The sequence below is a fragment of the Sandaracinus amylolyticus genome (assembly GCF_021631985.1).
Lineage (GTDB): Bacteria > Myxococcota_A > Polyangia > Polyangiales > Sandaracinaceae > Sandaracinus > Sandaracinus amylolyticus_A.
Genome location: NZ_CP070225.1, coordinates 2,413,670 through 2,436,729 on the forward strand (window position 1 = coordinate 2,413,670; position 23,060 = coordinate 2,436,729).

The window sequence follows — 23,060 nt, forward strand, 5'->3', positions numbered from 1 at the left end:
TCCGTGATTGCGCCGGGGCGCAGCGTGCGCGTAGCCTGGGTCGCCGCGCCATGCAGCTCGATTTCAAGGCACGCGAGCTGACCGTCAAGCTCGTCTATTACGGGCCGGCGCTCAGCGGGAAGACCACCAACCTCCAGGCGGTGCACGAGCTCGTCTCGCCGCAGGCGCGTGGTCGCCTGATGACGCTCGAGACGAAGGACGACCGCACGCTCTTCTTCGATCTGCTGCCGCTCTCGGTGCAGGCGGGGCGGGGCCTCTCGGTCCGCATCAAGCTGTTCACCGTTCCCGGCCAGGTCATCCACAACGCGACGCGCCGGCTCGTGCTCCAGGGCGCCGACGGAGTCGCGTTCATCGCGGACTCGCAGCGCGCCGAGACCAAGGCGAACGCCGCGGCGTTCGTGAACCTGCGCCAGAACCTCGTCGAGAACGGGATCGATCCCGCGGCGATGCCGCTGGTGATCCAGTTCAACAAGCGCGACATGCCCGACGTGCGCACCGACGTCGAGATCGACGCGCTCGCGGCGAAGGGCAAGGAGCCCGTCTACAAGGCGATCGCGCTGCGCGGGCACGGCGTGCTCGAGACGCTGATCGGCCTCTTCGAGATCACGTGGAGCAAGCTCGAGCGCGAGCACCAGCTCGCCGAGAAGTTCGGCGTGCAGGGCGCGGATCTGCTCGGCGAGGTGCGCACCAAGCTCGGCATCGAGCCGGCGCGGCGGGAGGTGGCACCGTGAGCAGCGCGGTGGACACCGAGCTCAGCCTCGCGGACGTCGCGCGCCTCGAGGACGTGGTCGATCGTGCCGCGCTCGCCGAGGTGTGTCGCTCGTTCTTCGAGCTGTTCTCGCTGCCCGTGCGGGTGTTCTCGCGCGACGGGACGTTGCTGAGCGACGTGCACGAGGAGCAGGCGATCTGCCGCTACGTGAACGGGTTCGCGCCCGGTCGCGCGGCGTGCAGCAAGCTCGTGGGCGAGGTGCGCGCGATCGATCCCGAGGACGGACCGGTCGAGCATCCGTGCTTCACCGGCGCGTGTTATCGCGTGGTGCCGATCCACTACCAGGGCCGGCGATTGGGCCGCTTCGTGGTCGGTCCGTACATGCCCGCGGAGCGACGCGAGGTGCCGCGCTCGCTGCTGGTGCTCGACGATCGCATCGATCCGCGGGCGGCGCGCGACGCGCTCGGCGAGATGCCGCGGGTGCGTCAGGAGACGATCGAGCGCATCACCGAGCACCTTCGTCGGGTGCTCGATCTGATCCTGTTCTCGGGGCACCGCGCGTACCTCACGAGCCAGATGCACGTCGCGAGCGTGCGCGAGAGCTACCGCGAGCTCACCGAGAAGACGCAGCGCCTGCAGGACGCCTACGATCGACTGAAGGAGCTCGACCGCCTCAAGTCGAACTTCCTCGCGACGGTGAGCCACGAGCTGCGCACGCCGCTGACCTCGATCATCGGGTACAGCGACATGCTCGCGTCGGGCATCGCGGGCGAGCTCAACGGCGAGCAGCAGGAGTTCGTCGAGACGATCCGGAGCAAGGGCGATCACCTGCTCGCGCTGATCACGAGCCTGCTCGATCTGAACAAGCTGGAGCAGGGCAACCTCCCGCTGCGTCGCGAGCCGGTCACGCCCTCTGCGCTGATCGACGATCTCGCGAAGACGGTGCTCCCCCAGGCGCAGAAGAAGGGCGTGCGGGTCGAGGTCGACGTGCAGGGCGCGCGCGAGCCGATGCCGCTCGACCCGGTGCGCATCAAGCAGGTGCTCTTCAACCTCGCGGAGAACGCGATCAAGTTCACGCCGAAGGGCGGCAGCGTGCGCTTCGGCGTGCGCACGACCGAGATGGTCGACGGCGAGGGCGACGAGGGCGCGCTCGGGCTGGTGCTGATGGCGGCGCCGCGTCGTGCGGTCGAGTTCTCGATCACCGACTCGGGCATCGGGATCCCGGCGTCCGAGCACCAGAAGATCTTCGACGCGTTCTACCAGGTCGACGGCAGCTCGACGCGCGAGCACGGCGGCACGGGGCTCGGGCTCTCGATCGTGAAGCGGCTCGTCGATGCGCATGGCGGTCGCGTGTGGGTCGAGAGCAAGCCGGGCGAGGGCGCGACGTTCCGGGTCGCGATCCCCGAGCCCGACGAGCTCGCGTGAGCCGCGAGTTCGACCGCATCGCGAGGCTCCGCGCGATCTTCGCGGGCGAGCATCGCGGCGTGGTGCTCGGCATCGGAGACGACGCGGCGATCCTCGCGGGCGATGCGGTGGCGAGCGGCGCGGTGCTCTCGACCGACGCGGTGATCGAGGACGTGCACTTCCGGCGCGCGTGGATCGGGCAGGGCGTGACCTGGCGCGACGTCGCGTACCGCGCGGCGGCAGCCGCGCTGAGCGATCTCGCGGCGATGGGCGCCGAGCCGCGCGCGATGCTCACGTCGTGGGCCTTCCCGCGCGACCTGGGCGACGACGTGGTGGACGAGATCGCACGCGGGTTCCGTGACGCGGCGGACGTGTACGGCGCGCCGGTGATCGGGGGGAACCTCGCGCGTGGGCGCGAGATCGCGCTGACGACGACGGTGATCGGCGCCGCGCCGGTGCGCGTGCCGCGTCGTGATGGAGCGAAGCCGGGCGACGTGTTGTGGGTGACGGGCGCGCTCGGTGAAGCGGCGCTCGGGCTCGCCGCGCTCGAGGGCGGGATCGCCGCGGAGGCCGCGCCCTTCGTGACGCGCTTCGTGCGGCCGCCCTCGCGCATCGAGGCGGGACGCTTCGCCGCGGGCTCGGCGCACGCGATGATCGACGTGTCCGACGGGCTGCTCCAGGACCTCGGGCATCTCTGCGAAGCGAGCGGCGTGGGCGCGCGGATCGACGCGCTCGAGCCCACGCCCGAGGCCGACGCGCTCGCGCGGCGCTTGGGCGTCGATGCACGCGCGCTGATCGAGTCGGGCGGTGACGACTACGAGCTGCTGATCGCGTCGCCCGCCGACGTGGATCTCTCGTCGATCGCGCGTCGGATCGGGGAGATCACGCGCGAGCCGGGGATCGTGGGTGCGCGCACGACGCGCGCGGGCTTCGATCACTTCGAGTGATCGAGCGCGAGGCGCTTCATCATCTTCTGGAGCCCGAAGCGCGAGAGGCCGAGCGCCTTCGCAGCGCGGGTCTGGTTGCCGCCGTGCACCTCGAGCGCGCGCTCGACGAGCCGTCGCTCGAGCGCCTCGGTCTGCGCCTTGAGATCGAGCTCGCCTTGCAGGGCGTCGTCGCCGCGCAGCGCCGGCGAGAGGTGCTCGACCCCGATCCGCTCACCCGCGACGAGGAGCGCGCGGCGCAGCTCGTTCTCGAGCTCGCGCACGTTGCCCGGCCACGCGTATCCGCGCATCGCGGTGAGCGCGTCGTCGTCGATGCGCACCCGGCGGCTCGGCGCATGTCGCGCGAGAAGCGCGGCGGCGAGCGGCGCGACGTCGGCGGGTCGCTCGCGCAGCGGAGGGACCTCGATCGTGACGACCGCGATGCGGTAGTAGAGGTCCTCGCGGAACCGACCCTCGCGCGCGAGTGACGCGAGGTCGGAACGGCACGCCGCGACCAGGCGCACGTCGACGCGGCGCACGCGCTCGCTGCCGACGCTGCGGATCTCGCCCTCCTGCAGCACGCGCAGCAGCTTCGCCTGCATCGCGGGGCTCGTCTCCGCGATCTCGTCGAGGAAGAGCGTGCCCTCGTGCGCGATCTCGAAGAGCCCGCGCCGCGCGCGATCGGCCCCGGTGAACGCGCCGCGCACGTGCCCGAAGAGCGTGCTCTCGAGCAGCGTCTCGGGGATCGCCGCGCAGCTCTCGCCGACGAACGCGGCGTCGACGCGGGCGCTCGCGGCGTGGATGGCCCGCGCGAGGAGCTCCTTGCCGGTGCCGCTCTCGCCGACGAGGAGCACCGGCACACCGCTCGCGGCGACGCGCGAGGCGAGCGCGATCACCCGGCGCATCGGCTCGCTCACCGCGACGATCGCCGCGAAGGGGCCCTCGCCGCGATCCGCATCGCGGAAGGTGCGCAGCTCCTCGCCGCGCGCCTCGAGCGTCTGCTCCAGGGTGCGCGCACGGCGCGCCCAGATTCGCGCATCACGACGCGCTTCGTGCGTGCGCTCGGCCGCCGCGAGCGCCGCCGCGCCGAGCTCCGCGAGCGCCGCGACGTCGGCGACCGTGCCCTCGTCGAACGCGCCGGGCCGCAGTCGATCGTCGAGGCAGAGCGCGAGCGTGCTCCCATCGGGCGCGGGCAGCGGCACCGCGAGCACGCTGCGGAGCGCCATCGCGTGCACGCTCGCCGCGCCGTCCCAGCGCGCGTCGCCCTGGGCGTCGACGCTGACCATCGGACGTCGCTCGTCGATCACCCGCGCCGCGATCGATCGCGACGCGCGGTGCTCGGGGCCGAGCGCGCCGGTGAGCCCCACCGCGCAGCGCACGGTCGTCGTGCCGCTCTCGCGACGCCCGAGCACGAACGCGCGCTCCGCGCCCGCGAGCTCGAGCGCAGCGCCCGCGAGCGTCTCGAGCACGCGCGCGGGCCGTCTCTCCGCGGCCACGCGTCGCGCGAGGGTGATCACCGCGCGCGCGTCGCGCGTCGGCACGCTGGTCGCGGTCTGGGGCGCCGTCGCGAGCGCGCGCTGGTACGAGGGCACGGCGCGCAGCCGCGCGCGCGCTTCGGGCGAGAGGCCCGCGGCCGCGCGATCGAGGAGCGCACGCGCGGTCCCGAGGCGCGCCGCGGCCTCGCTGCGACGTCCCTCGAGCTCCGCGGCTTCGGCCCCCACCAGCGCGGCGCGCACGCGTGTCTCGAAGGTGCGCGCCGCGGCGCTCGCGTCCATCGCGCGAGCCTCGGCGATCGGGCTCTCTCCTGCGGCGAGCGCGACCCGTGCCTCCGCGAGCAGGACCTCCACCTCGACCAGCGAGCCCTCGGGCGCGCTCGCCCGCGCGCTGCGTGCTCGCTCGCGCGCGCGTTCGATCTCACCGAGCGCGGCGTGCGCGATCGCGAGCCGTGCGTCGACGAGACCGCGCATCGCGCCGCTCGCCTCGATGCCCTCGAGCGCGCGGATCGCGCCCCTCACTCGCCCGGCGCGGAGCTCGAGATCCGCGAGGACGATCGTCGCGTGATCGGACGCGTCGCGATCGCCGCTCTCGCGCGCCGCATCGCGGGCGCGCTCCGCCGCGAGCTGGGCGAGCGCGTCGTCGCCCGCGAGGAACGCGGCGTTCGCGAGGTTGAAGAGCGCACGCCCGAGCTCGTGCGGTCGCCGCAAGGTCGCGAGCCGTCGCGCGCCCTCGCGCAGCGCCTCGATCGCGGGCCCCAGCCGCCCTGCATCGAGGCGCGCGAGGCCGAGGTTCACGGTCGCGCTCGCCGCGCCGTGCCGCTCGCCTGCCCGCTCGGCGAGCTCGGCCGCGCGCTCGTAGGCTTCGATCGCGAGCTCGATCGTGCCGCTCGCGAGCGCCGCCGATCCTGCGAGCGACGCAGCACGGGCGCGCGCGGCGAGCGCGATGTCACGCGGTGCACGCGCCGCGACCCGCTCGAGCTCTGCCGCGAGCGACGACGCGACGACGCGCTCGCCGCGTGACATCGCGACGAGCGTCTCCACCTCGAGCGCGCGCGCGAGCGGCGCGATGCGATCACCGGCCACGTCGCGAACCGACCGCGCGAGCACCGACGCGCGCTCGAGCTCGCCGCGGCCCCACGCGATGCGGGCCGCGGTGCAGCGCGCCGCGAGCCCTGCGACGTCGGTCTCGGAGACCAGCGCGAGCGCCTCGCGCTCCGCCGTCGCGAGATCCCCACGGAGCCGCGCGAGCTCGGCCGCGAGCGCTCGCGCGTCGCGCGTGTCGACGTCCGAGAGCGCGTCGTGTGCCGCGTTCTCCTCTCCGGCGGCGCGCAGCGCATCGGCGAGCGCGATCGCGATCGGCTCGGATGTCGACGCGAGCCGCTCGCGGGCCGTCGCGAGCACGTCGGCGGCCGCGAGCGGATCGCCCGTGGCGCGCGCCTCGGCCGCGAGCGCGAGGAAGGCGTCGTGCGCGGCATCACGTCGATCGAGCGCGGCATCGACGCAGGCGCGCGCGAGCCCGCTCACCGCGGCGCGATCGAGCGAGCGCGCGATCGCCTTTCGCCGCGCCGCACCCAGCTCGCGCGTGATCGAGCGAACCCGATCGGCGCGCAGGACGAGCCCGGTCGCGTCGAACGTGGCGAGCCCGGATGCCGCGAGCAGCGCGCCCGCACGGGCGGGATCGCTCCCCAGCGCGATCCTCGCCTCGTCGGCGCGCAGCGTGCCGCCCGCCATCGCCAGCGCCTCGGCGAGCGGCCGCGCGATCTCGGGCACCGCGAGGGCCGCGCCCTCGTCGCGACCGAGGCTGCGCATCACGTCGGGCCGCGACGGATCGCGTCCCTGCGCGAACGCGCTCGCGACGATGCGACAGAGCCGCCCCGGCAGCCCCGAGCTCGCGGCGCGTGATGCGCTCTGCAGCGCCGCGCTCGCGCCGCGGATCGCCAGCACGTCGGTCAGCAGCGCGCCGAGCGACGCGTCGTCGATCGGTCCGAGCGTCACCCGCTTCATCCCGGGCGCCTCGATCACCTCGGCGCGCTCGAGGATCACCACGAGCGAGGCGCCCTCGAGCTCGGCCGCGCGCACCGCCGCGCGCGCTCTCTCGATCGAGAGCGCGCCGCTCCCGTCGTGGACCACGCACGCGTGCCCCACGCGCGCCGGGAGCGCGCCGTCGATCCACGTCGGCACCTCCGCGCCATCGCGCGCACGATCGGCCTGCAGCGCGCGCACCGCTTCGCGCGCGAGCCTCGTGCGTCCCGATCCCGGCGGACCGACCACCGCGACCACGCCCGGCGCATCGATCGCCGCGCGCAGCGCCGAGAGCTCGCGCGAGCGCCCCTGGAGCGGCGCGACCGAGGCACGCCGCGCGCGCTCCTCGTGGCTCGCCTCGTCGAGCAGCGTGCTCGCCGCAGCGTCGGGATCGAGCCTCCGCGCGACCTCGCGCGCGCTCGCCGGACGCTCCTCCGGCGCGTCGCGCAAGAGCTCGTCGATCAGCGTGCGCAGCGAGGGCGGCACGTCGGCCGGCAGCGCGGGCGCGCGAACGCGATGCACGCCCCGCAGCGGCTCGGAGCTGCGTGCGCCGGTGCCCGCGTCCTCGTCGTCGCCCGCGATCCATCGCGCGAGCGTCACGCCGAGCGCGAACAGATCGGACGCAGGCGAGCGCGCGCCGAGCCACGCCTCGGGCGCGAGGAAGCCCGGCGTGCCCATCACCGGCCCCAGCCCGGGCGCGCCCGCGAGCCCGAGATCGATCAGCCGTGCGCCCGCGGGATCGCCCGCGACCACCACGTTGGCAGGCTTCACGTCGCCGTGGACCAGCCCGGCTGCGTGGAGCGCCGCGAGCGATCGCGCGATCGCGGCGCCGGCGATCGTCGCGAAGCGGACCCGCGCGCCCAGGCCCGCGAGCCCTCGCGCGACCTCGCTCGAGACTCGTCCTTCCGCGAGCTCCTCGACGAGCACCCACGCGCCCGCCTCGAGCGCGAACGGCTCGCCGAGCGCGCCCTCGACCCGCAGCAGCTCGTGCACCGCCGCGAGGCCGGGGTGCGAGATCGACGTGAGCAGCGCGAGCTCCCACTGGAGCCGCTCGCCGTGCGCGGCGGAGACGATCTTCGCCGCGCGCGCGCCGCCCGCGATCGTGTCCTCGACCTCGACGACGCGTCCGATCGCGCCGCGTCCGAGCTCGCGCACGTGGCGGTAGCGCCCGCCGAGCAGCGGGCCCGCTGCCAACGTGGTTGCGGGCGTGGTGGGCGGGACAGGTCGCAAGATGCTGGATATTCTCGCGAAATCTGCGGCGCATGACAACTTGGTTGGCGGTGTCGCGCCCGTCCGTCGACGGCGGGGGAGGTGGCCTCGGAGAGACGCGCGATCCCGGCTTCCGCGAATCGGTGGCAGAATCCGTGGATGGCCAAGCACACGCTCCGCCAGGCGCTCGCCGACGTCGCGTGTGTGCTCACCGGCCATCGTTTCGTCGTGTGGGCCCGCACCTGCGAGCCCACCGAACGGCATCCGCACCTCGGCGCGTGGACGCGATGCGCGCGCTGCGGCCACGAGCGCGACTGGCGCGTCGGCGGAGGCAGCCTCGACGAGCGCGTGCTCGACCTGGTGCACGGCGTGGTGCGACCGCTGCGCGACGTGCAGGCGATCGCGCGCGGCGAGCGCGCGCACGAGCTGCCCAAGCCGCTCGCCGGGGCGATCCCGCCCAAACACCCGACGCCGCCGCTGCGCCCGATGCGCCGGCGATCGAGCGAGGGCCGCGGGTCCAGCCGTCGCTCGCCGCGGGCGCCGACGCCGCGGGATCACGATCCGCGCGATCGCTGACGCGCGGTGCGCGCGGCGGCCTTGGTGGAGCGCGTCAGCGCGCGAGCCGGAGCGCGCGCTTCGTGCATCAGCTCGAGGAAGCGCCGCGCGTTCGTGATCGCGTGGCCGTGCCAGTCGTTGTTGAACGCGACGTACACGTCGCGCCGATCGAGCTGGGGCGCGAGGCGCGCGACCCACGGCGCGAGCTCGTCGTCGCGATAGTGGTGGTGGTACGGCTTCGCGCCGAGCCCGTGGAAGCGCAGGTACACGAGGTCGCTCGTCTCGACGATCTCGGCGGGCAGCGAAGGGTGGCTGACGCAGCAGAACGCGACGTGGTGCGTCCTCAGCAGCGCGCGCACGTCGTCGCTCCACCACCACGCATCGCGCGGCTCGAGCACGTGACGCAGGCGATGCCCCGCGTGCTCGCGCGGCAGCAGCGCGAGGAAACGATCGACACGCTCGAGATCGCGCGGCGCCGCCGCGGGGAGCTGCCAGAGCACGACCTGCATCGACGTGAGCGGCGCGAGCGGCGCGAAGAAGCGCTCCAGCGGGCCCTCGCAATTCTTCAGCTTCAGGCGGTGCGTGATGAACTGCGATCCCTTCGCGACGAACACGAATCCGTCGGGCACCGTCGCCTGCCACGCCGCGGCCGCCTTCTCGCTCGCGAGCCGGTAGTGCGTCGCGTTGATCTCGACCATGTCGAACTGCGACGCGTAGTGCGCGAGCCGAGCGCGCGCCGGCAGTCCCTCGGGATAGAACACGCCCTTCCAGTCGGCGTAGACCCAGCCCGACGTGCCGACCCGGAGCTCGCGACGGCGCATGATCGAGAGCTAGTCCCAGCGGGCCGGCGCCCCAACGAAGGACGCGTGCGTGATAGGCTCGCGCCGTGCTGCGCCGGCTTGCTCTTCTCGCGATCCTCACTTCGCTCGCCCTGGTCTCGTGTGCCGATGCCGGCGAGCCACCCGACCTGCGGATGCGCGTGCGATGGGGCCTGAGCGAGACCTCGACGCTGCCGCCCGACGTCGATCGGATCAGCATCGACGTGCTCGTCGGCGACGAGACGACGGCGGACAACTCGATCCACACCGTCGCGAACCTCGAGGACGGCGACGGCAACGGGCGCCTCGATCTGATCCGCGGCGGGCTGCCGACGAACGTGCCGATCCGCATGCGCATCGTGGGCGAGGTGGGTGGCGTGCCGACGTACGTCGGGCACGTCGGTCCGATCGTCCTGCGCGCGGGTGAGCGCCGCTACGTCGAGCCCGCGATGTACCGCGTCGGCACCTCGATCTCGGTCTCGGCGAGCGGCGTGCGAGGCCGCGTGCTCCACAGCGCGACGGCGCTGCCCGATGGGCGCGTGCTGGTCGCGGGCGGCTTCGGCGTGACCACCACGACGTGCCCCGCGGGCGAGCCCGAGGGCACGCGCTGCTTCGCGCTCGCGGCGAGCGACGAGGCGTACGTGTTCGATCCCGCCGAGGGGCGCTTCCACGCGGTCGATGGAGGTCTGCTCTCGGCGCGCGGCGGGCACACCGCGACCGCGCTCCCCGATGGTCGCGTGCTGCTCGCGGGCGGCGCGAGCGACGCGCTGCTGCGCATGACGCCGCAGGGCGCGTCGACGTCGGGCACCTACGTGCTGTCGATCGCGCCGAGCGACGACGCGGGCGAGGACACGTCGCTCGCATCGTTCGAGATCTTCGATCCCGAGCTGAGCCCGGAGGTCGAGGACGTCGACGCCGACGGCGATCCCGGGCGCGGCGCGTTCGTGGGCGCGGCGGACGCGCCGACCTCGCCGGGCCGTCTCGATCGCGCGCGCTTCCTCGCGACCGCGTCGGCGATCCCCGGCACGCGGCGCGTGCTGATCGCGGGTGGCGTCGGCGGTACCGCGGCCAGCACGAGCTTCGTGGTGTTCGACGCCGATCGCGCGGGTGGCTACGGCGTGCTCGCGGCGGACGACGCCGACGAGCTCGCGGCGTCGCGGGTCGCGGCAGGCAGCGCGGGCGTGGGCAGCGGCGCGTCGGCGTCGGTGTGGATCCTCGGCGGCAACGACGCGCGCAGTGACGCGGATCTCGCCGAGGTGTGGTCGGGCGCGGCGGACGACGCGACGGGCGCGAGCGCGCCCGCGAACGCCGAGCCGCTGCTCTTCCCGCAGGAGATGGCGGGCGTCGCGGTGTCGCGGCCCGAGTGGAGCTTCGTGCGGCCGATCGTCGAGCCGATCGCGGACGGCGAGAACGTCGTGGTGATCGGGTGGTACGGCCCGCTCTGCGAGGCCGGCACGATGACCGCGGTCTTCGCGGGCGGGGCGGCGTCGGTCGAGCGCTGCGGGTTCGCGCGTCGCAGCTTCACGATCGACGTCGAGACCGGGCTCGCGACGCCGACGATGACCAACAACCCGCACGCCTTCGGTGCGAGCGCTCGGCTCGACGACGGACGCGTGCTGGCCACCGGCGGCATCGGCGCGCTGGTGTGGAGCGTGAACAACACGATCGACGTGCTCACCGGCGCGGTCGACGCGATGGGCGCCGCGGTGGTGAGCCCGACGCCGCTGCAGCTCGCCGAGGGACGCGCGCTGCACACGACCACCGCGCTGCCCGACGGCGGCGCGCTCACGGTCGGCGGCCTGCGCTTCGACGCGTCGGTGATGAACGCGTCGCTGCCGCAGCCCGAGGTGATCTACCTCGCGGAGCAGTGAGGCTCAGTCGGCCGCGAGGACGTAGCGCGTTCGCTTGCCGGTTCCGTCGCGGGTGATCGCGCCGGTCGCGACGAGCGCGCGGAGTCGTCGCAGCGCGGTCGCCTCGGAGACGCGGAGGCGCTCGGCGAGCTCGCTCGAGCGCAGCGGGCGCTCGGCGAGGAGCGCGAGGATCGGGTCGCGCTCCTCGGGCTCGGGCTCCGGCTCGGACGGCGTGCCCGCGATCGGCGTCTCGGCATCGAGGTGCACCACGCGCACGCCGCTCTGGAGCGCGTAGCCCAACGGGGTCGTGCGGATCCAGTCCGCGAGCGGGCCGAGCGTGCGGCGCAGCCGCGCGATCGCGGTGTGGATCACCGCGTCGTGGTGCTGCGGCGAGTACCGTGCGACGCGCCACACCTCGTTGATCAGCGCTTCCTTGGTGCGCTCACCTGCGCTCAGCGCGGCGAGGAGCTCGCGCGCGTGGCCGGGGAGCTTCGTGATGTGCACCACGGTGCCGTGATCGGCGGCGACCAGCGAGTCGGACGCGAACACGAGATCGCGACCGGGCTCGCGCGCGTGCGGGACGAGCAGCGGCACGAGGCCGAGCCAGCCGCGCCGCAGCGCGATCGCGATCCGCGCTGCAGGCGACGCGTCACCGGCGAGCAGCGACCAGAGCGGTGACTCGCTCGCCGCCGTGCTGCCGAGCGCGCGCCCGCCGTCCATCGCCTCGAGGGCGCGCGCGACGAACCCCTCGGTGAGCCGCGCCAGCGACTCGGAGCGCGCGCGATCGGGCGCGAAGAGCGCGGTGCCGAGCACACGATCCCACGCGATCAGCTCGGCGAGCAGGATGCGATCGTGGCCCGACTCGAGCGCGCGCCGTGCGTCGTCGAGCGCGTCGCGTGCCTCGTCGAGCGATCGATCGAGCCGCGCGAGGAGCGCGAGCGTCATCGCGAAGCGCGCGCGGCCGCGGTGATCCGACTCCGGGATCGTGTGCTCCGCGGCGCGCTCGAGGGCCTCGCGGCCGCGCTCCGCATCGCCCGAGAGCGCGCCGCGGAACGCGAGCTCGACCCATGCCGAGCGCAGCGCGTAGACGTTGCCCACGCTCGCGATCGCGACCTGCGTGAGCGCGCTCTCGACGTCGGCTTCGCGCCGTCCGTGCCGGTTCTCGTAGGCGAGCCGCGCGCACTCGATCGACACGCGATGCCCCTCGAAGCCGAGCGCTGCGGCGAGCTTCTCCGCCTGATCGAGCACCCGCAGCCCGGCGTTCACCTCGCCGCGCTGCACCAGCACGTGACCGCGCAGATCGAGCGCGAGCAGCCTTCCGTACTGGAAGCGCGCGCGCACCGCCTCGCGCAGCGCGCGTCGTGATGCGAGGCGCGCGCGCCCGATCCGACCGACGAAGTAGCGGAACAGCGCGATGCCCTGGAAGACGAAGAAGCGCGTCTTGGGATCGCTCGCGCCGGCGTAGCGGAGGTTGCTGCGGGCGCGGCTCTCGGCGTCGGCGTAGCGACCCGCATGGCAGAGCCCGACGATCGCGAAGAACTGCGCCTCGGCGACGATCGCATCGGTCGCCTCGGGATCGGCGCGCACGTCGTCGGCGAGCGCGAGCGCCTCGTCGATGCGACCGAGGAGCGCCAGCGACCCGACGACGCACGGGGCGTCGTCGGGCTCGAACGTCGCCTCCGGAGCGTCCCACGCGCGCGCGAGCACTTCGTGGTGGAGCCCGGAGCGGAACGTCGCGCGCAAGTCGCGTCCGACCACGCGCGCAAGAGTCCGCGAGCCTCGCGCGCGACGCAAGGCTCGTGTGATCAGTCGTCGTGCTCTTCGTCGTCGTCGTCGCCACCGCTCGGCTCGAGCGCGGTCGCGAGATCGAACACGACGATGCCGATCGGATCGGACACGAACGCGTCGACCACGGCGCGGCGCGCGAGCGCTTCCTCGGCGCTCGTCGCACCGGCCTCGACCGCGGCGAGCGCTGCGGCGTAGTCGAGCGGAAGCGCCGTGAAGATCTCGGTGCAGCGCGCCACGCCCGCCGCGTCGACCGTGCAGGTGCCGGTGCCGACCGCGTCGGTCAGCGTCGTGCCCTCGATCTCGCGCCCCGCGACCGGCCCGACGGGGCCGCGCAGGGTCACGGTCTGATCGACGACGCCGCTCAGATCCGGCGGAAAATCATAGGTCAGCGTGACCTCGCCAGCGGCGACGACGACGTGCACGTCGGGCACGAAGAAGAACGCGTGCGGTGCGAGCGCGGGGTCGGTGACCGGCACTTCGTAGTAGGGCAGGGGAAGCGGCGGCGTGATCGTCGCGCCTGCGTCCGACGTCGTCGCGCTCGACGCATCCGGCGTCGCGCCGGGGCTCTCGGAGCACGCCGCGAGCGCGAGTCCCGTGCTCATCATCCACATCCACTGCTTCGTCCGCCGCACCCGAGCCTCCGACATCGTTCTTGCGTGAAGAGACACCGTTGCGACCCGGCTCGCAACGGTTCAGCGATCGATCAGATCCCGTCGTCGTCGCCGCCGTGCGGCTTGCAGTACGCGGTGCCGTGCTCGACCTCGCACTCCTGCCCGGACGGGCAGTCCGCGTCCGTCGTGCATGCCTCGCCCGACGGTGCGCCGTCGTCGTCGCCGCCGTGCGCCTTGCAGAACGACGTGCCGTGCTCGAGCTCGCACTCCTCGCCGGACGGGCAGTCGGTGTCGACGGCACAGGTCACGCCGGAGCCGCTCGCGTCGCCGTGCGGGCGGCACACCGGGCCGGCGTCCTCGGGCTCGCAGGCGTGACGCGCCGGACAATCGGCGTGGGTGTCGCACGCGAGCGGCGCGACGGATCCGTCGGGGCCCTCGGGCGCACATCCGACGAGCATCACGGCGACGAACAGAGCACGAACGAGCTGGCGCATGGTTCCTCCGTGCGGCGCCGGGCACGTCTCCCCGGCTGCCGCTCTCACGTCGAAGGTGACCGCGCTTGCGCGTCACGCCGCTGACCGGCTCTGACCTGCGCTGACGGGAAAACGCGGCGGGATTCCCGTCAGAACGCGTCAGCGCTCGTCAGCGGCGTGACGCGCATCCCCACGCACGATGGCTCGGTGCGACGGCCTCGGTTCGGCCGTGCGTGGAGGTGGGATTGGATCAGCGCTCGTCACAGGCTCGTCGTGCCCTCGGCTTCGTCGCGGCGGCGCTCGCGATCATCGCGTGCGACGGGACCTCGGCCGGGAGCGACATCGTCGACGCGCCCGACGCGGCGATGGCGGTCGAGGACGCGGCGACGCCCGAAGTCGCGCCCGGTCTCGCGGTGTACCCGGTGCGGCCCGTCGCGATCGTCGACACCCGCGCGCCGATCGCAGCGTGTGGTGCGCACGTCGCGCTCGACGCGGCCCACCCGCACATCGACGTCTCGCTCGACGCGTGCGCCGATCTCGAGCTTCCGCTCGGCGCCACGGCGCTCGCCGCGACGCTCACGATCGTTCCGCGCGAGCTCGGTGCGACCGTCGAGGTGCGCGCGGGCGCGCCGGAGTCGCTCGCTGCGCAGCCGATCACACGCGCGGGCCCGCACGACGCGTGGACGAGCGGGTTGCTCGCGTCGCTGGGCGCGGCGCGCACGCTGCGCATCGAGACGACGAACGGTGCCGCGGCCGACGTGGTGCTCGAGCTCACCGCGGTGCTCGCGCCGCCGGGGCCCGGCGCGCGCGGCGTGCGCTTCCTCGATCGACCGGTGCGGCTCTACACGACGCGATGGGACGAAGCCGGCGTGTGGCACGGCCCGACCTCGGCCGACGTCGACGGGCGGCTCGCGCTCAACGAGATCGCCGAAGACCCGCTGGGCGCGCTGCCCAACGACGTGGTCGGTCTGATCGGCGTGGCGCACGTCGGGCCCGACGGTCTTTGCGACGAAGGCGCGTTCGTCTCGCTGGGGCCCGCGCGCTCCGAGGGCGACACCGGCGGGCTCGCGCGCATCGCGACGTGCGCGCCCGAGTCGACGTTCCCGAGCCGCTCGAGCACCGCGTTCGTGATCGGTGCGAGCCCCTCGCAGCAGCTCGTGCTGCGCGCCGATCGCGCCGACGCGCTCGTGTACCTCGACGTGGTCGCGTACCTCGTGCCGTACCGCGAGGGCGACGCGCTCTACCATCCGCTCGCGGCGCCGCTCGGCACCGAGGTCGAGCTCGGCCTCGCGCCGCGCCAGGTCGCGGCGTCGCTCGGTGCCGGCGTCGCGGCGTCGGGGCGCATCGCAGCGTGGGGCGCGGGCCGCGGGAGCCTCTCGGCGGGCGCTGCGCCGACCAGCGACGCGCCGAGCGGTCCGCACACGACGCTCGAGCTGCGCGACGGCACGAGCTCCGCTGCGTTCACCACGCGCCTCGATCCGACCGGCGCGTTCGTCCTCGAGGCCGACGTCGAGGCGCAGCTCGCGCTCGCCGTCGACGCGTACTGGGCGCCCTGACGCTTCCTTCCACCGGAGACCTCCGACATGCGACATGCCTTCTCGTTCCTCGTGCTCCTGATGCTCGCGATCCCGACCCGCGCGCTCGCCGCGCCGCCGTGGATCGACAGCTTCGACGTCCTCGAGGCCCCTCGCGGCGCGCGCGTGCGCATCGCGGGGAGCGATCTCGGGGACCCTGCGACCTCGCGCGTCGAGATCGGCGGCGCGCTCGCGCCCACCGCGCGGTGGACGTCGACCGGGATCACCGCATACGTGCCCGCCGATGCGCGGATCGGAGAGACGTCCGTTCGCGTCGTCACGTCCGAAGGCGCCGACGCGCGTCTGATCACGATCGTGCCTCGCGCCGCGATCGACGATCGCATCGCGTGGCGCGTGCTCGGCGAGGGCCGCGGCGCGGGGCACCACGCGCCCGGCGTGCGCCGCGACGGCACCGTGATCGTCGGCGACGACGCGGGCTTCGTGTACGCGATCGATCGCGACGGAGGGATGCGCTGGATCGTCGATGCGGTGCGCACGCTCGACGTCGAGTGGGCCGCCGCGGATCGCGGCCCGATCGCGATCGGCGACGGCGACGTCGCGTACGTCGCGGTCACGTCGGGCACGCAGGAGCACGTGCTCGCGATCGATCGCGACGGCGCGATCGCCTGGGCCCGCACCTTCGAGACGGGCTTCCTCAGCGCGGGTCCGAGCATCGGCCCCGACGGCGACGTCTACGTGATGCACGCCGCGGCGTGGATCGTCAGCACCGATCCGCCCGGTCCGAGCAGCGGCATGATGCGCCTTCGCCACGACGACGGCGCGACGGTGTGGGCGACGCGCGGCGAGCCCGTGATCACGCAGGTGCCCTACGAGGGCGCGCCGATCGTGTTCGGCGCGTCGACGCCGGGCGGCGCGATCGATCGTGCGTTCGTCTTCACCGAGCAGGGCGCGCTCTCGACCTCGCCCGGCGATCCCCAGCGCGATGCGCTGCGCGCGTTCGCGCTCGACGACGGACGCGAGACCTTCGTCGCGCTCACGCTCGCACCGACCGGCAGCGCGTCGCCGCTCCAGGTGTGGCCCGCGGTGCGGGACGACGGTGCCGTGCTGGTCTCGAGCTTCGTCTCGTCGTCGGTGGGCCAGCGCGTGCGCTTCGTCGACGCGTCGAGCGGTGCGTTCGTCGGCATGACCAGCATGGAGGAAGCGGGCGGGCTCGGTGCGCCGCTCGCGGGCCGCGACGGACGCACGTTCGTCATCCGCGATCAGTCGTGGCTCGACGCGTTCGACGTGGACGGGCGGCTCGTGTGGGAGCGCCGCATCGCGGGCGGCCCGCGCCCGAACCGCCTGGTGTTCGGCGCGGATCGCATGGCGATCTGGGTCGCGTCGCCGGGTCGTGCGATGGCGGTGTCGGCGGAGGACGGCGCGCTGATCGACGACGTGTCGGTGGCGGCATCGGCCGGTACCGAGACGCCCGTCGGCTGCGCGCTGGGCACCGACGACGTGCTCCGCCGCGTCTACTACGTCGGCTGCTTCGCGGCCGAAGGCGCGAGCTGGGAGCTCTCCGCGATCACGATGCTCGCCGACGCGCCCATCGATCACGACGCGGGCATCGGCGCCGATGCGGGCGCGCCGATCGAGGCCGATGCCGGCGCGATGCGCCCGCGCGGAGCGGGCTGCAGCGTGGGCGCGCGCACCGCGCAGGCGCCGTGGGCGCTCCTCGCGATCCTCGGGCTCGTCTTCGCGCGCCGGGCTCAGCGCCCCGCGAGCCCGAGCACGCGCTTGTAGGCGTCCTTGCGCGGAATGCCCTCGCGCTCGGCGAGGCGATCCGCGGCCTCGCGCGTGCCGAGCCCTTCGTCGTCGAGCCACGCGCGCACGGTCTCGTCGTCGACGGGCTCCTTCTCGTCCTCGGGCGCGACGTCGGGCGCGGCGACGACCAGCGTGATCTCGCCCAGCGTTCCCTCGGCGAATTTCTCCGCGAGCGCGTCGAGCGAGCCGCGCGCGATCTCCTCGTGCAGCTTCGTCAGCTCGCGACACACCGCGGCCTGACGCGTCCCGCCGAGCACGCCCGCGAGATCGCGCAGCGTCGCGCCGATGCGGTTCGGCGCCTCGAAGAGCATCACCGCACCGCGCGCCTTCGCGATCCCCGCGAGGGCGCGCTGTCGGCGTCCTCCACCGCGCGGCAGGAACCCCACGAACTCGAAGCTCGGCGCGGCGAGACCGCTCGCGACGAGCGCCGCGATCGGCGCGCTCGGGCCCGGGATCGCCTCGACCGTGATCCCCGCCTCCGCGCACGCGCGCACCAGCTCGGCGCCGGGGTCGCTCACCAGCGGCGTGCCCGCATCGCTCACCAGCGCGAGCTTCGCACCGCCTCGCAGCTCCTCGACGAGCGCCTCGATGCGCGCGGCGGGCGTGTGCGCGTGGAACGAACGCAGCGGCGTGCCCACACCGTGATGACGACACAGCACCGACGTGCGCCGCGTGTCCTCGGCGAGGATCACGTCGGCCTCGCGCATCACGCGCAGCGCGCGCAGCGTGATGTCCTCGAGATTTCCGATCGGCGTGGCGACGATCGAGAGCTTTCCGCGCGTCGTTCCGGGGTCGCTCACCACCGCACCAGCGAAGACGCAAGCGGGGCTGGGGCCCCGTGCGCAGTGTTCGGGGAGGGGGACCCCGATCCGGCTTTGCCGGTCGGGGGGAGGGGTCTTCCAAGACCCCTCATGAAGGGAGCGCCGAAGCTTCGACGTGCTGCTCGAGGTACGCCCGGATCTTCCCCTGGAGGCGCTTCTCGATCTGCCGCACGCGCTCGCGGCTCACGCCGAACTGCTCGCCCAGCTCCTGCAGCGTCTTGGGCTCGTCGCTCATCAGGCGCTCTCGGAAGATCACGTCTTCCTTGCCCTTCAGCGTCTGCCCGAACTCCCGGATCTTCCCGGTGAGAAGGTCCTCCAGCTCCGCGCTCGCGAGCAGCTCGTCCGCCGGCGAGTCGAGCGCTGCCATCGTGTCGATCCGCGACGTGGGCTTGCCGTCCGCGTGGCCGATCGGCGCATCGAGCGAGAGCTCACCCGCACCGAGCCGCCGGTCCATCTGCACCACGTCGTCGGTCGTGACGTCGAGGTTCTTCGCGACCACCTCGGGCGTGGGGTCGATCCCCATCGCCGACAGCCGCGCCTTCTCCTTCTTCAAGTTGAAGAAGAGCTTGCGCTGCGCCTGCGTCGTCCCGAGCTTCACGAGACGCCAGTTGTTCAGGATGAACCGCAGGATGTACGCGCGGATCCACCACGCCGCGTACGACGAGAGCTTCACGCCGCGGTAGGGGTCGTACTTCTTCACGGCCTGCATCAGGCCGATGTTCCCCTCCTGGATCAGATCCAGGATGTTCCGGTACGCGCGCCGGTAGTCGTACGCGATCTTCACGACGAGCCGCAGGTTCGACGTGACCAGCTTGCGTGCCGCGTCGACGTCGCCGGTCTCGACGTACTTCACCGCGAGCTCGTGGGTCTGCTCGGGCGTGAGCAGCGAGTATCGCTGCACGTCGCGCATGTACGCCTGGAGCGGGTCCTGGGTCGCGAGCGCGGAGCCGGTCTCGGCGCGCGCCGGGATCGGCTCGGCGAGATCGACGTCGTCGACGACCTCGCCCTCGACGACCACGTCGCCCTCGAGCGCCTCGTCGTCGTCGCGCGACTCCTGCTCGGCCTCCGAGCCCTCGTCGTCGTCGTCGCGAGCCTCCTCGCGCTCGTCCACCACCTCGCCCGCGAGGACTTCGCTCTCGTTCTCCTCCTCGGAGCGCTCCTTCGCTTTCGTTGTCTTGCGGGCCATCAGGTACTCCGTCTGGGGCGCGGGCCAGTTTGGTGCAAGGGCGGGGCCGCGGACAAGCGCGTGGAACGCGCGATCCGAGGCTCTAACGCGCTCGCTCGTAGATCACTTCGTCGCGTTGTCCGGGCGCGAGCATCACGTACCCGGAGCCCTCGCGCCGCAGCGCGGACTCCTCGGACGTCCCGCGCCGCACCACGACCCACTCCGCGTCGATCTCGCGCAGGCGATCGAGGAACGCGCTCGAGCTCGGCGCGGGCACGAACACCACGCGGTTGCTCATGCGCTCGTTCCACAGGTTCGCGAGGAACGAGACCTCGTCGGAGAACGCGACCACGTCTCCGTCGCCGATGCGCTCGGTGCGCAGCCGGCTCGACTCGGCCGGGAGCAGGTTGTGGCTCGCGGGCTGCTCGGCGCGCTCCCGCGGGCTCATCCGCGCGAGCTCGAGCGCGCGCGAGACCGTCACGTCCCACCCCGGCGCGGCCCAGAAGAGCGTGATCAGGTTCAGCGCGATCATCGCGCCGAGCGCGCCCTCGCCGAGCCCTCGCCGAGCGCGCCCCCCGAGCAGCCAGAGCACCACGAGCAGCGCGCCCGCCGGCATCGGCAGCGCGTAGCGACCCCACTGGTACGCGGGCGACGTGAGCAGCGTCAGCACACACACTCCGAGCACCACGCCGATGCGCACGAGCTCGAGCAGCTCGCGCCGTCGTCCGAGCCCGATCGCCGTGAACGCCGCGCCGAGCATGCGCAGCAGCCCGAGCACGAAGAACGGAAGCGCGACGAAGGTGAGCGAGTACCCGTACGCGTGGCGGCGGGTGTCGTGATAGTCCTCGCCGGGCCGCGGCGCGCCGAACATCTCGTCCAGCTGCTGCGGGAGCGGCCAGTGATCGTTCGTGAGGTCGTGGGGGCCCTCGAGCGTCACGTCGAGCAGCTCGCTGTGATAGCGGAGCGGCCAGATCGGGTTGCCGTGCCCCACGTAATTGCGCCAGTAAGGAGGCGCGACGAGCGCGATCGTGAGCGCGAGCCCGGCGATCGCATGCCCCACGATGCGCGCGCTCCGGGTGCGGATCGCGTTCGCGATCACGCCCACCAGCGCGATCGACGCGAGCACCCCCACGAAGAAGAGCCCGTTCGCCTTGGTGCCTCCGAGCAGCCCGAGCGCGAGCGAGGCCATCCACACGTCGCGCGCCGAGAGGCTCGGCCGGGTCACGAAGTGCACGCTCGCGAGGAACGTCGCGAGCACCGTGAGATCGACGTAGGTGCTGCGCAGCTGGAGCACCGCGGCGGGGATCGTGACGAGCACGCACGCGAGCCCGAGCGCGCCCATGCGCCACGAGGTCGAGCGCGCGGCGAGCACGTAGAACGCGAGCAGCGCGATCGCCCCCATCGCGCTCGGCACCACGTCGATGAGGCGTCGATCTCCGAACACCGTGGTCCAGAGCAGGAAGTGCTCGGACGTGCGCGGATAGCCGTTCACCCACTCGAGCTGGATCGGCACCTCGACGAGGCCGAATCCGCGGTTCTGCAAGGCGAACCCGACCATCGGCTCGTGGTACCAGACGCCGTCCCACGAGCCGCTCGGCGCGAGCCAGGCGAGCCACGCGGTCCACGCGAAGATGCCGAGCGTGAACGGCAGCGCAATCACGACGACACTGCGCGCGCGCCACGCCTCGCGGATCGCCTCGACCGGCAGCAGCACGAGCTCGCGCGTCGCGTGGAGCAGCCGGCGTGGATCGCGCCGGAGCGTGATCACGATCGGCACGATCGAGAGGATCACGACCGAGCCCGCGAGGCTCCCGGCCGTGAGCACGTCGAGCCAGCCGAGCGCGTGGATGCTGCCCGCGATGATCGCGAGCGCGACCACACACGCCGCGAGGGCGCGCTCGGCGCGGCTCTCCGGATACAAGCGGTCGGCGACGGCGACGCCGGAGAGGAACGCGAGCGCGGTCAGGAGGATGAGCACCAGCACTCGAGGGCCCGGAAAGCGGGCGCAAGAGTGGCCCACCCGCACACACGCGTGCAACCGCGAGTGGACGGATTGCAGCAGCGCGGACAAAAGCAGGCCCGATGTCGTTCGTGTTCGCGGTGATGCGCCCCGGGGTCGAAACGTGGGCGAAGAGCGAGGTCGCGCGGGCGCGGCCGGCGTGGCGCTTCGCATACGGGCGCGCGGGGCTCGTCACCTGGAAGCGCGACGCCTCGTCGACCGAGGACCCGGGCGACGCGTCGGGCGAGGACGCGCTCACCGTGGTCGCGCGGGTGTGGGGCCGCGGCATCGGCGTCGCGAAGAGCGTCGACGACGTGGTGCGGATCGCGCGTGAGGAGGCGAGGGCAGGGCGGCTGCGGCTGCACGTCTTCGCGCGCGGGAAGAAAGGCGCCGAGGAGCTCGCACCGGAGGAAGAGGAGCGCGCGCGATCGATCGAGCGCGAGGTGCGCGCGCAACTGGGCGACGAGATCGAGCGTGATGCGATCGCGGAGCGTGGCGATCGCGTGCTCGACGTGATCGTCGGCGAGGACGATCTCTACGTCGGCGTGCACGTGCATCGCGAGGGCGCGATCGCGTGGCCCGGCGGGCGCATCCCGATCGACGTGCCCACCGATTCGCCGTCCCGCGCGTATCGCAAGGTCGAGGAGATGATCGCGTGGGGCGACGTGCCGGTGCGCGCGGGCGACGTCGCGATCGAGATCGGCGCGGCGCCCGGCGGCGCGGCGTACGCCCTCGCGCGTCGCGGCGTGAGCGTCGTCGCGATCGACCCTGCCGAGATGGACGCGCAGGTCCTCGCGTACCAGGGCCCGGGCGGCGCGCGTGTCACGCACCTCGCCAAGCCGGTCGGCGCGGTGACGCGCGACGAGCTGCCGCGCGACGCGCGATGGCTGCTCTCCGACCTCAACCTCGCGCCGCCGGTCGCGCTGCGCTACGCGGCACGCATCGCGAGCACGACGAGCATCGAGGGCGCGATCCTCACGCTCAAGATGAACGACGCCGCGATGATCGCGTCGATCCCCGCGCTGCTCGACAGAGCACGCGCGATCGTCCCCGGCGGCGACGCGCGCGCGATCCAGCTGCCCGCGCACCGCCAGGAGATCGGCGTGCTGGTGATCAGATCGCCGAGAGGCGCGGGCGATCGAGCGGGGCGAGCGCGGCCGGGCGCAGCACCGCGACGAGCTCCTCGTACTCGCTGAAGAGCGCGCACTCGATCGCGATCCGTCCGTCGGGCAGACGCTTCGACCACACGTACGTCGGGTCGACGTGCGCGCGCTGCTTGTCGCCCTCGGGGACGCGCCACGAGAGCCCCGCGAACTCGCGCTCGCGCAGCATCGCCTCGAGACCTTCCTCGTCGACGAACCCGCTCGCGACCGTGCACTGCACGTGCTCGAGCTCGTTCAGGACCTCGAGGGGATCGACGTTGCGACCGATCCCGACGGTCTCCGCGAAGGGCAGATCCTTCATCAGCGTCGCGGGCTGCGCGCACTGCTCGACCGCGAGCGCGAGCTTGCCGCGCCCCTGCTTCTCGACGGTGCCGATCGCGACGAGCCCGTCGCGCATCGCTTCCTCGAGCAGGTCCACGTCGCCGTCGCGGAACATGTCGACAAGCTCGAGCCCGATGTCGATCGGCAGCACGAGGTACGCGTCCTCGTCGGACACGTGGAAGGGCGGATCGAGCGGCAGCATGCCCTCACCGCGCTCGCGCACCGCCGCGATCAGCTCGCCGTCGGCGAACACGACGCTCAGCGGGACACCACGGATCAGCTCGGCGAGCGTGGGCTCGCGCGTGGAGACGGCAAACATGCGCCGGACGCTACGGATGCGGAGATCGCCGCGCAACTTTCTGCGCGACGCGCGATCTCGACCCGCGCTTGACGCG

At 73.4% G+C, this 23,060-nt stretch carries 17 protein-coding genes; 8 read left to right on the plus strand and 9 right to left on the minus strand.

All coding sequences use genetic code 11. The annotated features are described in order from the left end of the window. Positions 1-50 precede the first annotated feature (50 nt). Genes I5071_RS09945 through thiL form a run of 3 tightly spaced genes read left to right on the plus strand, consistent with a single transcriptional unit; the run spans position 51 to position 3,060 of the window. A complete protein-coding gene (locus I5071_RS09945) occupies positions 51-731 on the plus strand; it encodes a GTP-binding protein (protein ID WP_236605181.1) in 681 nt (226 codons plus the stop codon). Next, on the plus strand, positions 728-2,134 hold the full coding sequence (locus I5071_RS09950; RefSeq protein ID WP_236605182.1) for an ATP-binding protein: 1,407 nt from the start codon (positions 728-730) through the stop codon (positions 2,132-2,134). Before I5071_RS09945 ends, I5071_RS09950 begins: the two co-directional genes overlap by 4 nt. Continuing rightward, positions 2,131-3,060 (plus strand): thiamine-phosphate kinase, encoded by a 930-nt coding sequence (gene thiL, locus I5071_RS09955; protein ID WP_236605183.1) that lies wholly within the window; start codon positions 2,131-2,133, stop codon positions 3,058-3,060. Before I5071_RS09950 ends, thiL begins: the two co-directional genes overlap by 4 nt. Here the strand turns inward: thiL and I5071_RS09960 are convergent. Beyond that, entirely contained in the window at positions 3,048-7,784 is a 4,737-nt protein-coding gene (locus I5071_RS09960) for a sigma 54-interacting transcriptional regulator (RefSeq protein WP_236605184.1), read from the minus strand. The genes thiL and I5071_RS09960 overlap by 13 nt on opposite strands. 138 nt (positions 7,785-7,922) lie before the next feature. On the opposite strand from I5071_RS09960, the gene I5071_RS09965 reads away from it, so the two are divergent. Then, positions 7,923-8,339: a hypothetical protein gene (locus tag I5071_RS09965; protein WP_236605185.1), complete on the plus strand. Its 417-nt coding sequence runs from the start codon at positions 7,923-7,925 to the stop codon at positions 8,337-8,339. Here the strand turns inward: I5071_RS09965 and I5071_RS09970 are convergent. Then, entirely contained in the window at positions 8,318-9,139 is an 822-nt protein-coding gene (locus tag I5071_RS09970; RefSeq protein ID WP_236605186.1) for a DUF72 domain-containing protein, read from the minus strand. The two genes, I5071_RS09965 and I5071_RS09970, sit on opposite strands and share 22 nt — an antisense overlap. A gap of 65 nt (positions 9,140-9,204) precedes the next feature. Between I5071_RS09970 and I5071_RS09975 the strand changes: the two genes are divergently transcribed. Further along, positions 9,205-11,007: a kelch repeat-containing protein gene (locus tag I5071_RS09975; RefSeq protein ID WP_236605187.1), complete on the plus strand. Its 1,803-nt coding sequence runs from the start codon at positions 9,205-9,207 to the stop codon at positions 11,005-11,007. Positions 11,008-11,010: 3 nt separating this feature from the next. Here I5071_RS09975 and I5071_RS09980 read toward each other — a convergent pair whose 3' ends face one another. The 3 genes from I5071_RS09980 to I5071_RS09990 all read right to left on the minus strand — a co-directional run bounded on the left by I5071_RS09980 (position 11,011) and on the right by I5071_RS09990 (position 13,879). After that, positions 11,011-12,744 (minus strand): ArsR family transcriptional regulator, encoded by a 1,734-nt coding sequence (locus tag I5071_RS09980; RefSeq protein ID WP_236605188.1) that lies wholly within the window; start codon positions 12,742-12,744, stop codon positions 11,011-11,013. Between the two features lie 47 nt (positions 12,745-12,791). Beyond that, complete coding sequence (locus I5071_RS09985; RefSeq protein ID WP_236605189.1) at positions 12,792-13,406, minus strand: hypothetical protein; 615 nt, start codon at positions 13,404-13,406, stop codon at positions 12,792-12,794. Positions 13,407-13,477: 71 nt separating this feature from the next. Continuing rightward, on the minus strand, positions 13,478-13,879 hold the full coding sequence (locus I5071_RS09990) for a hypothetical protein (RefSeq protein WP_236605190.1): 402 nt from the start codon (positions 13,877-13,879) through the stop codon (positions 13,478-13,480). 224 nt (positions 13,880-14,103) lie between these two features. On the opposite strand from I5071_RS09990, the gene I5071_RS09995 reads away from it, so the two are divergent. Then, positions 14,104-15,414, plus strand: coding sequence for a hypothetical protein (locus I5071_RS09995; protein WP_236605191.1), 1,311 nt, complete (start codon positions 14,104-14,106; stop codon positions 15,412-15,414). Positions 15,415-15,441: 27 nt separating this feature from the next. Then, the gene (locus I5071_RS10000; protein WP_236605192.1) at positions 15,442-17,175 is read left to right on the plus strand and encodes an IPT/TIG domain-containing protein; all 1,734 of its coding nucleotides are present in this window, start codon (positions 15,442-15,444) and stop codon (positions 17,173-17,175) included. Here the strand turns inward: I5071_RS10000 and rsmI are convergent. From rsmI to I5071_RS10015, 3 genes are all read right to left on the minus strand, one after another. After that, positions 17,142-17,996 carry a 16S rRNA (cytidine(1402)-2'-O)-methyltransferase gene (rsmI, locus tag I5071_RS10005; RefSeq protein ID WP_236605193.1) on the minus strand — a complete coding sequence of 285 codons (855 nt, stop codon included), beginning with the start codon at positions 17,994-17,996 and terminating at the stop codon, positions 17,142-17,144. The genes I5071_RS10000 and rsmI overlap by 34 nt on opposite strands. 109 nt (positions 17,997-18,105) lie before the next feature. After that, positions 18,106-19,203 carry an RNA polymerase factor sigma-32 gene (locus tag I5071_RS10010; protein WP_236605194.1) on the minus strand — a complete coding sequence of 366 codons (1,098 nt, stop codon included), beginning with the start codon at positions 19,201-19,203 and terminating at the stop codon, positions 18,106-18,108. An 82-nt stretch (positions 19,204-19,285) separates the two neighbouring features. Continuing rightward, positions 19,286-21,160, minus strand: coding sequence for a hypothetical protein (locus tag I5071_RS10015; RefSeq protein ID WP_236605195.1), 1,875 nt, complete (start codon positions 21,158-21,160; stop codon positions 19,286-19,288). A 104-nt stretch (positions 21,161-21,264) separates the two neighbouring features. Between I5071_RS10015 and I5071_RS10020 the strand changes: the two genes are divergently transcribed. Continuing rightward, positions 21,265-22,377 (plus strand): hypothetical protein, encoded by a 1,113-nt coding sequence (locus I5071_RS10020; protein WP_236605196.1) that lies wholly within the window; start codon positions 21,265-21,267, stop codon positions 22,375-22,377. Here the strand turns inward: I5071_RS10020 and I5071_RS10025 are convergent. Further along, positions 22,295-22,984 (minus strand): hypothetical protein, encoded by a 690-nt coding sequence (locus tag I5071_RS10025; RefSeq protein ID WP_236605197.1) that lies wholly within the window; start codon positions 22,982-22,984, stop codon positions 22,295-22,297. The two genes, I5071_RS10020 and I5071_RS10025, sit on opposite strands and share 83 nt — an antisense overlap. Positions 22,985-23,060 lie beyond the last annotated feature (76 nt).

What these genes read in the sequence shown, in the direction of transcription:
- I5071_RS09970 (WP_236605186.1), bottom strand. Translation starts at nt 9,139, where the DNA reads ATGCGCCGTCGCGAGCTCCGGGTCGGCACGTCGGGCTGGGTCTACGCC.
- I5071_RS09945 (WP_236605181.1), top strand. Translation starts at nt 51, where the DNA reads ATGCAGCTCGATTTCAAGGCACGCGAGCTGACCGTCAAGCTCGTCTAT.
- I5071_RS10025 (WP_236605197.1), bottom strand. Translation starts at nt 22,984, where the DNA reads ATGTTTGCCGTCTCCACGCGCGAGCCCACGCTCGCCGAGCTGATCCGT.
- I5071_RS09965 (WP_236605185.1), top strand. Translation starts at nt 7,923, where the DNA reads ATGGCCAAGCACACGCTCCGCCAGGCGCTCGCCGACGTCGCGTGTGTG.
- I5071_RS10020 (WP_236605196.1), top strand. Translation starts at nt 21,265, where the DNA reads ATGTCGTTCGTGTTCGCGGTGATGCGCCCCGGGGTCGAAACGTGGGCG.
- I5071_RS10000 (WP_236605192.1), top strand. Translation starts at nt 15,442, where the DNA reads ATGCGACATGCCTTCTCGTTCCTCGTGCTCCTGATGCTCGCGATCCCG.
- I5071_RS09990 (WP_236605190.1), bottom strand. Translation starts at nt 13,879, where the DNA reads ATGCGCCAGCTCGTTCGTGCTCTGTTCGTCGCCGTGATGCTCGTCGGA.
- I5071_RS10010 (WP_236605194.1), bottom strand. Translation starts at nt 19,203, where the DNA reads ATGGCCCGCAAGACAACGAAAGCGAAGGAGCGCTCCGAGGAGGAGAAC.